This window comes from Nonomuraea sp. NPDC004702, assembly GCF_053601695.1.
Window position 1 is genome coordinate 1 of the sequence record NZ_JBSGCE010000130.1, and the last position, 13,859, is coordinate 13,859.

Below are 13,859 nucleotides of genomic sequence, written 5' to 3' on the forward strand. Positions count from 1 at the left end.
GGCGAAAGAACGCAGGCGAGCAGTCATCAGCAGTCTCCTTGGTGACATCGATCATCAGGGGGGCATGCGCTCGCTTGACTCAGACAAGACATGAAGGCCGTAGCCGGGCACAAACGCCATCGGTCGCTACGTGGAGCGCACTTGGTGGTCCGACGGACGTGATGAAGTCACGTGCGGTTCCACCGGCTGGATAGATACAACACTATCCCAAGAAACGGACAAACGCAAACCAAACACCCTAAAACGGGCAAAGATCTACCTCTGAACCGTAAACCCCGGGCAAACAGCCTCAATCACTGCCAAAGCCCTCGGGGTATGCGTATGTAAACCACTGGCAAGCTCCCGGCATTCCCCTCATGACCTGGGCGTTCTTCCCCGGCCGCGCGCGCGGCCGGATCGCCGTGCCGGTCAGGCAGAGCGGCCTCCTTGGTGCGGCGGCGAGGGACGGCGTGGTTCATGTCCTGCGCCTGCTCACGTGGTGCACGATGAGGACGACGACGCACACGATGGCGACGCCGCCCGAGGCCAGGCCGAGCGTCCAGCCACGGCCGATGCTGTTGGCGATCAGGTTGACGACCGAGCTGGCCATCAGGACGAGCCAGAGCAGGGCGCGCAGCGCGAGAGCGCCTTTGCTCAGCGGTTGCCTGCGCGCCGCGTGCCGGGAGGCGGCCCGCGGGCCGGCGGGGTCGGAGTCGGGGCTGGAGATTCGATAGGGATCGGTCATGGCCAGAACCCTAGAAACGAGCCCGATCTGCGGAAATCCCGCACGCTGCCTGGCCGTGGTACAGCGGGCTGGAGCAAGCCGTGTCCCCTTTCACCTACTATGGCGCCAGTGTTGCGGGGAATTCTTGAAAGTCTGGAACGGCTGGCCGGCGGGCTGGGCACCGCCTTCATGGCCGTCATCGTCGCGCTGTGCTGGCTGGTGGTGGCCGCGTTGAGCCTGGTCGGGGTCGGGCTGGTGCTGGTGCCGGCCATGATCGCGATGACCAGGAGCACGGCCGAGTGGGAACGCAGGCGCCTGGCCGGCGCGGGTGTCGAGATCGTCAGCCCGTACCAGATGTCCGCCGAGCAGTTGCCCCGAGGCTGGGCGGCCAGGATGCGGGCGGCCCGTGCCGATCCGGCGACCTGGCGCGACCTGGGCTGGCTGGCCCTCTACGCCGTGGTGGGCCCGGTCTGCGGCCTGCTCGGGCTGGTCATGCCGGTGGCGGCGCTGCGGGAAGTCACCTACCCGTTCTACTGGCAGTTTCTGGCGCGCGAGGATCAGCTCACCAACTTCGCCGTCCCGGTCACCACCTGGCCGGGCGCGATCGCCACCTCGGTGATCGGCCTGGCCGTCGTGGTCGCCCTGGTCCGCCTCTTCCCTGCGCTGGCGCGACTGCAGGCGCTGCCCGCCAGAAAACTGCTGGTCCCGCACGCCTCGATCGACTTGTCGCAGCGCATCGCGCAGCTGACCGCGACCCGCGCGGGGGCGCTGCGCGCGCATGCCGTCGAGCTGCGCCGGATCGAGCGGGCCCTGCACGACGGCGCGCAGAACCGGCTGAACGCGGTCGTGGTCACGGTGGCCGCGGCCGAGCGCGCGCTGCAGCGCGATCCCGCCCTGGCCGCGCACGCACTGGAGCGTGCCAGGAACGCGGCCGAGCAGGCGCTGGCGGAGCTGCGCGGCGTGGTGCGCGCGATCCTGCCGCCGATCCTGGAGGACAAGGGGCTGGCCGGCGCGATGGACGCGCTGGCCGCCGGATGCTCGGTGCCCTGCCGGGTGCGGGTGGGTGAGCTCGCCGTGGTGCCGTTGTCGGTGGAGAGCGCCGCCTACTTCACCGTGGCCGAAGCGCTGACCAACGTGGGCAAGCACAGCGGCGCCCGGCACGCGGAGGTCGTCGTCGAACGTGTGGGCCCGGTGCTGCGCGTGCAGGTGCGTGACGACGGCAAGGGCGGCGCCCGCGACGACGCGGGCACCGGGCTGGCCGGGGTCCGCCGCCGCGTCGAGGCCCATGACGGAACGATGACCCTGACCAGCCCCGATGGGGGGCCGACTGTGATCGAGGTGGAACTGCCGTGCGAGTCGTGATCGCCGAGGATGACGCGCTGCTGCGCGAGGGCCTGGTGCTGCTGCTGAGCGGGGAGGGCATCGAGGTGGCCGCGGCCGCGAGCGAACCCGAGGGGTTTCTGGCCGCGGTCGAGGAGCATCGGCCCGATGTGGCGGTGGTGGATGTGCGCATGCCGCCCACCCACACCGACGAGGGCATCCGGGCCGCCGTGGCGGCCAAGCGCCTGCATCCGGACCTGGGCGTGCTGGTGTTGTCGGCGCATGTCGAGCAGGCGTTCGCGACCGACCTGCTGGCCGTCGGCACGCACGGGGTCGGCTATCTGCTCAAGGAGCGGGTCGGCAAGGTCGAGCAGTTCCTGGAGGCGCTGAACCGGGTCGCCGACGGCGGCACCGCCATCGACCCGGACGTGGTGGCCCAGCTGTTCACCCGCCGCCGCGACCCGCTGGAGGAGTTCACCCCGCGCGAACGCGAGGTGCTCGCGCTGATGGCCGAAGGACTGGGCAACCTGGCCATCGCCGACAAAATGGTGATTACCGAGGGGGCGGTGCACAAGCACATCCGCAACATCTTCGCCAAGCTCGACCTGGCTCCCAGCGACCGTATGGACCGCAGGGTCGCCGCCGTGCTGCGCTACCTCGGCGCCTGAAGCGGCCGCTGTCAACCGGCCTCACAGAAACGGCCTCATGAGCTGCACCGCGGGCGGCGTGCGGTAGCCAGCACCACCATCGACCGGCCAGCGGGCGGGATCGAAACCGCCCTCGCCGCTCCCTACGTTGGTGATTACTTCATCCGACACCCAACGTAAGGATCTGTCTTGTCAAGCAACACTCTGCGTCGTACCGTGCCGGTCACCCTGGCGCTGGCGGCCTGTCTGACGAGCCTGAGCGCTCCGGCGTTCGCCACCTCCGCCCCCGCCGCCCGCGTCTCCGCGGTGGCCGCCGACGCCGGCCAGGAGCAGGTGGTGGCGGACCTGGAGCGCCACGCTCAGGAACTGACCAGCACCGTCCCGGGCGGCCCGTCCCGCGACCTGCGCGCGCTGTCGGCGATGACCAAGGGCGCCACCATCGTGGGGATCGGCGAGGTCACGCACGGCTCGAAGGAGCTGTTCACCCTCCGGCACCGGATGTTCCGGCACCTGGTGCAGACCCAGGGCTTCACCACGCTGGCGCTGGAGGCGCCCTGGTCGGCCGGCGTCCGCCTGGACGAGTACGTGCGCACCGGCAAGGGCGACCTGCGCAAGATCATGGCCGAGGATTTCCAGCAGTCCTACGGCTCGTGGAGGACCCAGGAGTGGATGGACCTCTACGAGTGGATGCGCGACTACAACCGCACCGCCTCGCGCAAGCTGCGCGTGATGGGATTCGACATCGGCGACGTCCTTCCCGAGCAGTACCGGCGCATCCTCGCCTGGGCCGAGAAGCACCAGCCGTCGCTGGAGCCCGAACTGCGTCGCCGCTACGCGGGCCTGCTCGCCCTGCCCGCCGGTGTGGAGGAACGGATGAACACCCTGGCCGCACTGCCGGCCGAGCGGCGCACCGCCCTGGCCGGCGACGCTCAGGCCGCCTACCGCCTGCTGGACGGCACCGGCAAGGCGAGCCCGAAGGTCCTGCAGGAGGCCCGCGTCATCGTCCAGATGACCACCATGTACGCGCTGGACGGGTCCGCCCTGCACCGTCACCGTGACCGCTCCATGGCCGAGAACACCGTGTGGTGGCAGCGCCACACCGGCAGCAAGACCGTGGCGGCCGCGCACAACGGGCACATCGGCTACGTCTCGGCCTGGCCCGATCTGTACCCGGTCACCCAGGGGAACGTCCTGCGCTCCCTGGCCGGCACCTCCTACGTGGCGATCGGCACCACCATCCACAGCGGCCGCTTCCGCGCCACCGACCCCAAGACCGGCAAGGTCGCCGTCTTCGACACCGGCGCCCCCGTCCCGGACAGCAGCGAGGCCGTCCTGGACCGGGTCCGCTTCCGCGACTACTACGTGGACCTGCGCCGCGCCGGCCGCACTCCGTCCACCCGAGCGTGGCTGGACACCGCCCGACCGACCTTCACCATCCCGGCCACGTACGTGCCCGAGCAGTTCAACCGGCCGCTGGCCCTGGGAGCGGCCTTCGACGCGATCGTGCACCTCAACCGCGTCAAGGAAGCCACCCCGCTGCCCTGACCGCGTCCTTCGGAGGCCGAGCCGGCGGGCCCGCCCGCCGGTGCCCCCGCCGCTCCCAGCCAACTGCAAAGAGGATGCAAGCCCGTTCCCAGTGCCGTCCGAGATCATCGCGCCAGCGTCAGCGCGACAGACACGAGGTGAGGAATGGCGACGACGATCAGCGCGTCCACGCTCAACGGACGGCACCACAAGGCGGCACTCACGGTCTTCATGCTCGTCGTGGTGGCCCACTGGGCCGAGCATCTGGTGCAGGCGGTGCAGGTCTACGTCTGGGGGTGGCCGCTGAGCGAGGCCCGCGGGGTGCTCGGCCTGCCGTTCCCGTGGCTGGTGACCTCGGAGTGGATGCACTACGGGTACGCGCTGCTCATGCTCGTGGGCCTGGTCATGCTCCGCAAGGGGTTCACGGGCCGTTCGCGCACGTGGTGGAACATCTCCCTGGGCATCCAGGTCTGGCACCACATGGAGCACCTGCTGCTGCTCGTGCAGAAGATCACCGGGCTCTACCTGCTCGGACGGCCGGTCCCGACCAGCGTCCTGCAGATCTTCCTGCCCCGGATGGAGCTGCACCTGTTCTACAACGCGGTCGTCTTCGCGCCGATGGTGGTGGCGATGCTGCTCCACCGCCGGGCCACCGAGCACGGCGGGGCCGCCTGCACCTGCGCGGTGGCGCACTAGCTCATGGCGGTCACCAGACGACGTCCGGGCGGGTTCACGGTGGTACTGGCCGTCGTGGGACTGTTGCTGCTGTCGGTGTCCGTGCCGGAGTTCGGCCCCGTCGTACGGGCCGCCCGCGCCGACGGGGTGAGCGGCGCGTTCACCGCCCGGGAGCTGCGGTGCGTGCGGCATCCCGGGCACGAGTCCTGCGTCTGGGCCGGGGACTTCACCTCCGGCGACGGGCGGATCCGGCGGCGCGACGTCGAGCTGTACGGCAGCGACCGCGGCACCCTGGCGGCGGGACAGGCCACCGCGGCCGTGGACACCGGCCGCCTGACCCGCGTCTACGGGCCGGAGGGCTCGGACGAGTGGCTGTTCACCGCGCTGCTCGCGCTGGCCGGGGCCGTCGTGCTGACGGTGGCGGCCAGACGGGCGCGCCGCCCCGCGCCCGAACCCGCGCCCGAACCCGTGCCCGAACCCGTGCCTGAACCGCGCGCCTGAACCCCGCGGTGCCGCGTGCGGGCGATCGCCCGTACGATTCCTCCAGCGTTTTCCGGATCTTGTGAGGTTCGTGTGTTCGGGATCATCCGTCCGTGCGGTGAGCACGGGTGCGCGGCGGTACGCGCGGCGTGGCGGGCGCACCTGTGCGGGCTCTGCCTGACACTGCGGGACGGGCAGGGGCACGCCGCCCGGCTGACCACCAACTACGACACCCTGATCCTCTCGGTGCTGACCGAGGCCCAGCTCCCGGCCGCCGTGCCGCACCGGACGGCCGGGCCGTGCGCGTTGCGCGGGTTCCGCTCCGCCGACGTGGTGGACGCCCGCGGTCGCGGCGCCCGGCTGGCGGCGGGGGTGTCGCTCGTCCTGGCCGCGGGCAGGCTGCGCGACCAGGTGGCCGACGGGGACGCCGCCCCGGCCACGGCTCCGGCCCGCCGCCTGCTCGCGGCCCGCTGGCAGGCGGGCGGCGCCAGGCTGGCCTCCGGCGTCGGCTTCGACACCGCCGTGTTGTCGGCGACGGTCGACCGGCAGCTCGAACGCGAGCGCCGGGCCCTCACCGCACCGATGGACCTGCTCGACCTCACGGCGCCCGCCGAGGAGGCGGTGGCGGCGGCCTTCGCCCACACCGCGCTGCTGGCCGGACGGCCGGGCAACGCGGCGGCGCTGGCCGAGGCCGGCCGGTTCTTCGGCCGCATCGCACACCTTCTGGACGCCGTCGAGGACCAGGCGGCCGACGACGAGCGGGGCGCGTTCAACCCGCTGACCGCCACCGGCACCGGCCGCGAGCGGGCGCGGCAACTCTGCGACGACGCCGCCCACGGACTCGCCCTCGCCGTGGCCGACCTGGAGCTGGACGAGCGGCACCTGGTGGAGCGGCTGCTCGGCGCCGAGGTGCGCCGGGCGGTCGAGCGCTCGTTCGGCGCGGCCTCCTACCGGCGTCCCGGCTGGATCCGCAGGTCGGCGGCGGGGGTGGCGACGTTCCTGACCTGCGGGCTCTGGCGGCCGAGGTGGAGCAAGAAGGCGGGACGGCCCTGCTGCGAACGCTGCTACCTGGACAACTGCAGCAGCTGCGACTGCCCCGACTGCGGCGGCTGCTGCGACTGCGGCTGAGCCGGCGGCCGGGGCGCCGGCGAGAGGGTCAGGGGGCCGAGATGTGCAGCACCTCGCCCGCCTTGTGGTAGCCGACGCGGGCGTAGACGCGGCCCGCGGCGTCGTCGGCCGGGGTGAGGAACGGCATGGTGATGCCGGCGTCGACGCCCGCCCTGGTCAGCAGGGCGGTGACGGCTCCGCCGATGCCGCGCCGCCGGTGCGTGTCGCGCACGGCGATGCCGGCGACCTCGGCCACGCCCTCCTGGGGGCCGCCGAGCTGGCCGGCGCCGACGACCTCGCCGGTGGCGACGTCGGTGGCCGCGGCCACCAGGCCGCCGCGGTCGAGCACGCCGCGCAGCCGCGCGACGTCGTGCTCGGTGGCCTCGGGCGCGTCGAAGGCCGCGTTCATCACCCGCGCGACCTGCCACAGGCCCGGGTCGTCGGTCACCAGCGCGAGGCGTACGGCGGCGTCGGCGGGCGGCTCGGCGAGCGACCCGGCCGGGCACACCAGCAGCGGGAAGCGCCCCTCGACGGCGAACCCGGCGGCCAGCAGGGCCTCCTCCACCTTGGGCGCGACCTGCGGCACGTACTCCAGCCGGGGTGTCCTGCCGCGCTCGCGGAAGGCGGCGGCCAGCGCGGCCACCTGCTCGCCGGTGGGCGCGAGGTCGTCGTCGGGGATGGCGTAGTTGAACGGCGGCGCGTCGTCGTGCTCGTCGAAGCGGATCAGGAACGGCCCGGCCCGGTGTGCCCGGGTTCCGGCCGCCGCTCGAAGGTATGCGTGCACGCGGGCGCCCAGCAAGTGAAGTCCTCTCGGTCGACGTACGACGCGATTGACGTACGACCGTCACAAGGTAGGGCCGCGCCCACCCCCGGACAAGCGGTTTTCCAGGCGCCCCCGGAGGGGCGCCGGGTCACCAGCGGTCGAGATGCAGCACCTCGTCGAGCGGCTGCCGCGCGGCGGGCCGGAAGCTCTCCCCCGTGAAGTACGCGGTGGGCAGCAGCACGCCCTGGCGCACCTCGGCCGGGATGCCGAGCAGCTCGGCGATCTCGCTCTCGTACTCCAGGTGCAGGGTGGTCCACGCGCTGCCCAGGCCGCGGGCGCGGGCGGCGAGCATGTAGCTCCACGCGGCGGGCAGCAGCGAGCCCCACAGCCCGGCCTGGTTGCCCTCGGGCAGGCGGCCGCCGGGCAGCTCGATCGCGCCGATCACCAGCACCGGGACGTCGCCCATGTGCTCGGCCAGGTAGGCGGCGCTGCCGCTGACGCGCTCCTGGACGGCCGCGCGCGCCGGGTCGTCCCGGAACATCGAGCGCGCCGAGCCGTCGGAGGTGTGGTAGCTGTTCCACGACCGCCGGTAGTAGTCGCCGATCACCTTGCGCCGCTCGGGGTCGGTGACCACGATCCAGTGCCATCCCTGCCGGTTGCCGCCGCTCGGCGCCTGGAGCGCGACCTCCAGGCTCTGGCGGACCAGCTCCGCCGGGACCGGGCGGGACAGGTCGAGGCGCCTGCGCACGCTGCGGGTGGTGGTGAGCAGGGTGTCCGGGGCCAATGGTTCGATCGTCATGGGGTCATCATGTCAACGCGGGCCGCCGGAATCCCGTAGCCCGTACGGCCCGGCCCGGGCCTGATTTTTCCGCGCCCCTGGACGTATGATCACGCCAGCCGGACTCGCCCGACGCAACCGAAGGAGCCGACCGTGGCCGACGACGAGCAGGACGCGCCCGCCCTCGGCGTGGACACCACCAAGCCCAGCGTCGCCCGGGTCTACGACTACATGCTCGGCGGCAAGGACAACTTCGACATCGACCGCGAGGTGGCCCAGATGGCGCTACGGATCGCCCCGGACGCCCCGCAGGCGGCCCGGTCGAACCGGGACTTCCTGGCGCGCGTCGTCCGCGACCTGGTCGTCGAGGCCGGTATCCGCCAGTTCCTGGACATCGGGTCGGGGCTGCCCACGCAGGGCAACGTGCACGAGATCGCCCAGGCGGCCGCGCCGGGCTGCCGGGTGGTCTACGTCGACCACGACCCGATCGTGCTGGTCCACGGCCGGGCTTTGCTGGCCGTCGACGACAGCACCACCGTCATCGAGGCCGACATCCGCCGCCCCGACGACGTCCTCGACCACCCCGAGACCAGGCAGCTCCTCGACCTCGACGAGCCGGTGGGCCTGCTGCTGTTCGGGATCCTGCACCACCTGTCGGACGAGGAGGACCCGGCCGGCATCGCCGCGCGCCTGGTCGGACGGCTCGCGCCCGGCAGCCACGTCGCCGTCTCGCACTTCCACAACCCGATGGAGGAGCGCCCGGAGGTGTCGCGGCAGGCGTTCGAGGCCGAGCGGCTGTTCAACGACACCATGGGCACCGGGCGCTGGCGCACCCGCGAGGAGATCCTCGGCTTCTTCGACGGCCTGGAGCTGCTGGAGCCGGGCCTGGTGCCGCTGGCCGAGTGGCGGCCGGAGCCGGGTTACCGGCCGGCCCTGGGCATCACGTACCACACCTTCCTGGGCGGGGTCGGGCGCAAGCGGTGACGGTCAGCAGACCGCGTCCGGCAGGGCGATCGGCACCTGCTGCCGGTCGCCCGGCGTGAGACGGCGGCCGAACACCTCGCACAGCCGCGCCCGCCAGGTGCCGGGGTCGAGCCGGAGCAGGTCGGTGGAGTAGCCCGTGGCGCCGTCGCCGCCCTTGAGGCGCAGCAGCAGCGAGCCGTCGGGCGAGATGTCGAGGAAGTCCTGGGCCTGGCGGAAGGTGTAGCCCTCCTCGTAGGACACCCCGGTCCCGCCGAGCCCGTAGACGCTGATCTCCCGCTCGCGGAACAGGAACAGCCGGCCCGCGTTCTCCGGCATGATCGAGGTCATGCGCTCGCCGCCGCGGATGTTCTCGCCCGACGAGCGCAGCGGCCCGAGCACCTTCCTGAGCGGGTGGGTGAGCCACACCTCGGGCAGCATGCCGCTGCGGAACAGCAGCAGGTGGGTGCCCGTGCGGTCGAAGACGAACCCGCTGACGACGTCGGCGCCCACGGTCAGCCGCCGGTCCTTGACCTCCTCGCCGGTGCGCAGGTCGATCGTGCGCAGATGGTCGGCGCCCTGCACGGCGACCATCAGGTGGCCGGCGCTCCACGGGCTGACCTGCACCTCCGTGACGACCGCGCCGGGGCCGGCGACGTCGAAGGCGCTCTTGCGGCGGCCGGTGGCCGGCTCCCAGCGCTCCAGGCGGCGGCCGGCGACGGTGAACAGGTCGCCGTCCTTGAAGAAGTAGGTCAGCTGTGTGCCCTCGGGCGGCGGGGCGGTGGTGACCTCGGCGAGGGGGGACAGCGAGGGCAGGGCGCGGACGGCGACCCTGGTCGGGGCGACGGCGTCGGCGAGCAGGCGTCCCGACTCGTCCGCGACGGGGTCGCCGTCGGCGTCGAGGCCCTTCGGGCTCTTGGCGCGGGAGACGTCGGCCAGGGTGCGCTGCGGATCGCCGGTCTCCATGAGGCGCAGCCGGGCGCCGCCGTCGGCCTGGGCGACCATCCGGGTGCCGCCCTGGAGCAGCGCCGGGTTGCCGATGAGCTGCTCGCCGTCGCGCAGCGCGGTCAGCACCAGGGTGTCGGGCGACCTGGTGAGCAGCTCCTGCGCGCCGGGCGCGCCCACCAGCGCGACCGGGGCGGCACTGGTCTGGGCGTCGATCCAGGCGCGCGACAGGGTGCGGCCGCCGGCCAGGTCGACCAGCTCCCAGCCGGCGGCGCCCTGCTCGGCCACGCGCCTTCCCTCGCGGTCGACGACGAACGCGCCGCACGGGCGTCCGGCCTGGAAGCCGCCCAGCCGCTCGCCGTCGCGCACCGCGAAGCCCGTGTACGTGGCGGCGCGGCCGTCGTCGCTGGTCCGGCAGGTCACGGCGGTGGCGCCGTCGCCGGAGACGGCCAGGCCGTCGGCCGGGCCGAGCTCGCGGATGGTCAGCTGCCGCCACACCGGGCTGCCCTTGCTGCTGTACACCTTGGCCACGCCCTTCTCCCGGACGACCAGGGTGGTGGCGTCGGGGCCGAACCGGACCAGGTCGGCGGGCAGGTCGTACACCCAGGTGCGGGGGGTGCCGGTGGCGCCGAGCGACTGGAGCACGAGCTTCTTCGGGCCCGCGGTGACGATCCAGCCGTCGTCGCCGTCCGCCCTGACGTCGGCGACGGGCTCGTCGGCGGCGAGCCCGCCGGCCGGGACGGGCCGGTCCTGGCGGGCCAGGACGTGGCCCTGGTCCAGCAGCTCGCCGTCGCGCGGGTCGACGCGGTGCCAGACCATGCCGCCGTCGTCGAGGGCGTAGGCGATCAGGCCGCCGTCGGCGGAGACGGCGGGCCGGCTGGTGCCGCCCCGGTCGGGCAGGTGGGCGGGCCGGTAGCGGCCGTCGGGGCCGCGGGTGAACAGCGTGGCGCGGCCGGCGGCGGAGGTGGTGGTGGCCAGCAGGACGCGGGCGTCGTCGCTGGCGTCGGCGGCGGTGATCGAGCCGAGCGCGCCCGTGGCCACGCCCTTGGTGTACCGGTGTTCGACGTAGCGCTGCAGGAGCTGGGCCCTGGCCTCCTGGGTGGGGGCCGCGCGGTAGGCGCCGACGGCGAGCAGCGACGACAGCTCGGGGTCGCGTTCCGCCAGGTCGGCCGAGGCGCCCGCCAGCGCGCGGGAGCGGGACTCGGCGGCCCGCTGCTCGCCGATCCGGCCCTGGTAGAGCGTCCAGGCGACCAGCGAGAGGACCGTCAGCAGCGCCACCCCCGCGCCGCTGATCGCGCTCCGGCGGCGCAGCGTGCGGCGTCGCTGACGGCGGCGGCCCTGGCGCAGGTAGTCGTGCTCGTCCTCGGTCAGGTCGGCGGGCCGTTCAGCGAGCCAGCGGGCGGCGGCGGCCAGCTCGGGCGGGCCGGGGAGCCGGTCGGGGGCGCGCCCGGCCTGCCGCCAGCGGCCCATGTCCTGGTGGAGCAGGTCGCGCCATTCGAGGAACTTCAGGTCGGCGGCGACGATCCCGGCCAGCCGGGGCCATTCGGTGATCAGCGCCTCGTGGGCCAGTTCGACGGTCTGGCGGCCGTCCGCGCCGGTGTCCATGACGAGCAGCCGCCCGGCGGCCAGCCGGCCGGCGGTCCGCCAGCGCTGCTCCCCCGCCTCCTCGCGGGTGACCCGGCGGCGCAGCGGCGCGTGCGCCCCGGCGGTGACCCGGACGAGCCGGGACAGCAGTTCCTCCCCGGCCGCGGTGTCCTCCTCGGGCACGCACGCCGCCCAGACCTGCTCGGCCTGCGCGCCCAGGGCCCCGCGCACGCCGCGGCACGCCTCGTAGGAGGTGTGGGTGATGCGGCCGCCCTCCTGCTCGTGCCAGAGGCGGTCCAGCAGGAAGCCGATCAGCGGCAGGGCGCCGGGCGCGCCGCCGGCGTCGCCCAGGATGCGGTCGACCAGGCCGGGGTCGTACGTCACGGCGGGGACGGCGTCCAGCGGCGCCTCGACGGCCTGCCTGAGCTGGTCGCGGGTCATGGGGGTGAGCCCGTAGGTCTCGCGGCCGAGCGCGCCGCCGAGCGCGGGGTGGGACAGGGCGGCGGGCAGGAAGTCGGCGCGCAGCGTGAACAGCACCCGCACGGCCGGGCAGGCGCGGGCCGCGGCCAGCACGACGGCCGCGTCGTCGGCCTGCTCGGGGTCGCCGACCAGCAGTTCCTCGGCCTGGTCGACGACGAGCAGCAGCCCGGTCGCGCCGGTGTCGCGCAGGACCTGGGCGACGACGTCGGGCAGCCGGCCCTTCAGCAGCGGCTCGCGCAGCGCGTCGGCCCTGGCCAGCGCGTCGGCCCCGGTCAGGCCCGGGTGCGACAGGGCGGCCAGCTCGGCGGCGAGCGCATCGGGCCAGGACCGCACGGCCGACGGCCGCAGGACGACGACCTGGCAGCCCTGGCGGCGCATGGCGGGCACGACCCCGGCCAGCGCCAGCGACGACTTGCCGCAGCCGGACGGGCCGGTGAGCGTGACCTCGGGGTGGGTTAGGAGGAGGCGGGCGATCCGGGCGGTCTCCACGTCGCGGCCGAAGAAGACGGCGGCGTCGCCCTCGCGGAAGGCCGACAGCCCGCGGAACGGCGAGGCCGGCCGTACGGTCGCGGCCAGGGCGGGGACGGCGCGGGTGAGCGACCGGGTGGGGATCACGAACGCCTGGCGGGGCCCGCCGGGCTGGGCCGCGACCACCATGCCGACGACGTCGCCGAGCTCGACGTCCCAGACGGGGCTGCCGCTGAAGCCGCTCTCGATCGGCACGCCGCGGGGGTCGTCGGGAGCGCACTGGAGCCAGCCCTGCTGGGTGCCGCCGAGCAGCCGCCCGGTGTGCCAGCCGCCGCCGCGCAGGCCGGGCGGGAACCCGGCGACGACGACCCGGTGGCCCCACAGGCTGCGCGGCTCGGCCATGCGCAGCGGGCGCCCGCCCGGGGGCGCGGCGTCCAGGCGCAGGACGGCGATGTCGCCCGAGCCGTCGGCGGCGGTGTGGACCCAGTGCTCGACGTGGGCGCGCACGGGCGCGGGTTCGCCGGCGAAGGGCAGCTCGACGGTGACCCAGGCATCCGGCGGCGGCGGGCCGTCGGCGTGGCCCAGGGCACCGGAGACGACGTGCGCGCAGGTGAGGGCCCGGTCGGGAGCGATGAGGAAGCCCGCGCCCGCCACGGCCCCCTCGGGGCCGCGCACGCGCAGGACGGCGAGGTTCAGCGCCTCGTCGGGCCCTGTCTCCATCACTTACGGTCACCGCCCGTCACTCCAGGTCGTCAGTCGAGCCAGTATGGCCGCTGGACGCGGGCGGTGTTTGCCGTTCCTTGACATGCGAGAAGGGCGTCCCCCCGCGGGGAACGCCCTTCTCGTCGTGCGCGCGTGTTACTTCTTGACCGACACCGGGGCCGTGCCGGTGTCCTGCTGACGCCAGGCGCCCGTGTCGAACGCCACCGGAGCGGCCTTCCTGCCCACGCCGTCACCCCACTTGGTGACCACGTACTGGATCTTGATGTGACCCTCGCCCTTCACACCGTCCACACCCAGCGTGTCCGGGTTGAACCGGCCACCGGTCAGCTCCGCGAACGTCTTGGCGTCCAGGTCCAGCATCACCCCACGACTGGAGGGGTCACCAGGACCACGGTCACCCACGAAGAACGGCAGCTTCTTACCCTGGTAGACCACGTAACCCTCGGTCATCAGCGGCCACGACGGCGAAGCCGCCAGACCCTTCTGCATCGGCTTGCCGGCCGCCGGCAGACCCGTGTCACCGGCACGACCCGAGGAGTCGTCCCAGAAGTAGGACGCCGTCGTCGAACCGGCCAGCACACCCCGGCCGTTCACATCCGCATCAGCACTCGCGGGATGAGCGGCGGCACCGATCGTCAGCGCCGACAGAGCAGCGGCGGAAAGCATGGCGAAAGAACGCAGGCGAGCAGTCATCAGCAGTCT

General features: G+C 73.6%; 12 protein-coding genes. 7 read left to right on the forward strand and 5 right to left on the reverse strand.

Going from position 1 to position 13,859, the window contains the following annotated elements; translation table 11 throughout:
* Positions 1-454 precede the first annotated feature (454 nt).
* Entirely contained in the window at positions 455-724 is a 270-nt protein-coding gene (locus tag ACWEJ6_RS52560; protein ID WP_452433183.1) for a hypothetical protein, read from the reverse strand.
* Between the two features lie 108 nt (positions 725-832).
* On the opposite strand from ACWEJ6_RS52560, the gene ACWEJ6_RS52565 reads away from it, so the two are divergent.
* From ACWEJ6_RS52565 to ACWEJ6_RS52590, 6 genes are all read left to right on the forward strand, one after another.
* Positions 833-2,065, forward strand: a complete 1,233-nt coding sequence (locus ACWEJ6_RS52565) for a sensor histidine kinase (RefSeq protein ID WP_452433185.1) — start codon at positions 833-835, stop codon at positions 2,063-2,065.
* The gene (locus ACWEJ6_RS52570) at positions 2,053-2,691 is read left to right on the forward strand and encodes a response regulator (RefSeq protein ID WP_397158821.1); all 639 of its coding nucleotides are present in this window, start codon (positions 2,053-2,055) and stop codon (positions 2,689-2,691) included. Before ACWEJ6_RS52565 ends, ACWEJ6_RS52570 begins: the two co-directional genes overlap by 13 nt.
* Before the next feature lie 168 nt (positions 2,692-2,859).
* Positions 2,860-4,215 (forward strand): erythromycin esterase family protein, encoded by a 1,356-nt coding sequence (locus ACWEJ6_RS52575; RefSeq protein WP_452433187.1) that lies wholly within the window; start codon positions 2,860-2,862, stop codon positions 4,213-4,215.
* 144 nt (positions 4,216-4,359) lie between these two features.
* Positions 4,360-4,890 (forward strand): hypothetical protein, encoded by a 531-nt coding sequence (locus tag ACWEJ6_RS52580; protein ID WP_452433189.1) that lies wholly within the window; start codon positions 4,360-4,362, stop codon positions 4,888-4,890.
* A gap of 54 nt (positions 4,891-4,944) precedes the next feature.
* Positions 4,945-5,370: a hypothetical protein gene (locus ACWEJ6_RS52585; protein WP_452433190.1), complete on the forward strand. Its 426-nt coding sequence runs from the start codon at positions 4,945-4,947 to the stop codon at positions 5,368-5,370.
* Positions 5,371-5,442: 72 nt separating this feature from the next.
* Positions 5,443-6,477 (forward strand): DUF5685 family protein, encoded by a 1,035-nt coding sequence (locus ACWEJ6_RS52590; RefSeq protein ID WP_452433192.1) that lies wholly within the window; start codon positions 5,443-5,445, stop codon positions 6,475-6,477.
* Positions 6,478-6,505: 28 nt separating this feature from the next.
* On the opposite strand, the gene ACWEJ6_RS52595 is transcribed toward ACWEJ6_RS52590, so the two are convergent.
* Both ACWEJ6_RS52595 and ACWEJ6_RS52600 read right to left on the reverse strand, forming a co-directional pair.
* Positions 6,506-7,240, reverse strand: a complete 735-nt coding sequence (locus ACWEJ6_RS52595) for a GNAT family N-acetyltransferase (RefSeq protein WP_452433194.1) — start codon at positions 7,238-7,240, stop codon at positions 6,506-6,508.
* 127 nt (positions 7,241-7,367) lie between these two features.
* Positions 7,368-8,018 carry a nitroreductase family protein gene (locus ACWEJ6_RS52600; protein ID WP_358303027.1) on the reverse strand — a complete coding sequence of 217 codons (651 nt, stop codon included), beginning with the start codon at positions 8,016-8,018 and terminating at the stop codon, positions 7,368-7,370.
* Positions 8,019-8,150: 132 nt separating this feature from the next.
* On the opposite strand from ACWEJ6_RS52600, the gene ACWEJ6_RS52605 reads away from it, so the two are divergent.
* Positions 8,151-8,981, forward strand: a complete 831-nt coding sequence (locus ACWEJ6_RS52605) for an SAM-dependent methyltransferase (protein WP_452433195.1) — start codon at positions 8,151-8,153, stop codon at positions 8,979-8,981.
* A gap of 3 nt (positions 8,982-8,984) precedes the next feature.
* On the opposite strand, the gene ACWEJ6_RS52610 is transcribed toward ACWEJ6_RS52605, so the two are convergent.
* On the reverse strand, positions 8,985-13,154 hold the full coding sequence (locus tag ACWEJ6_RS52610; protein WP_452433198.1) for an nSTAND1 domain-containing NTPase: 4,170 nt from the start codon (positions 13,152-13,154) through the stop codon (positions 8,985-8,987).
* A 138-nt stretch (positions 13,155-13,292) separates the two neighbouring features.
* Positions 13,293-13,859 (reverse strand): hypothetical protein (locus ACWEJ6_RS52615; RefSeq protein WP_452433197.1); only part of this gene is annotated, 567 nt, incomplete at its 5' end.

What these genes read in the sequence shown, in the direction of transcription:
- ACWEJ6_RS52560 (WP_452433183.1), bottom strand. Translation starts at nt 724, where the DNA reads ATGACCGATCCCTATCGAATCTCCAGCCCCGACTCCGACCCCGCCGGC.
- ACWEJ6_RS52580 (WP_452433189.1), top strand. Translation starts at nt 4,360, where the DNA reads ATGGCGACGACGATCAGCGCGTCCACGCTCAACGGACGGCACCACAAG.
- ACWEJ6_RS52600 (WP_358303027.1), bottom strand. Translation starts at nt 8,018, where the DNA reads ATGACGATCGAACCATTGGCCCCGGACACCCTGCTCACCACCACCCGC.
- ACWEJ6_RS52610 (WP_452433198.1), bottom strand. Translation starts at nt 13,154, where the DNA reads ATGGAGACAGGGCCCGACGAGGCGCTGAACCTCGCCGTCCTGCGCGTG.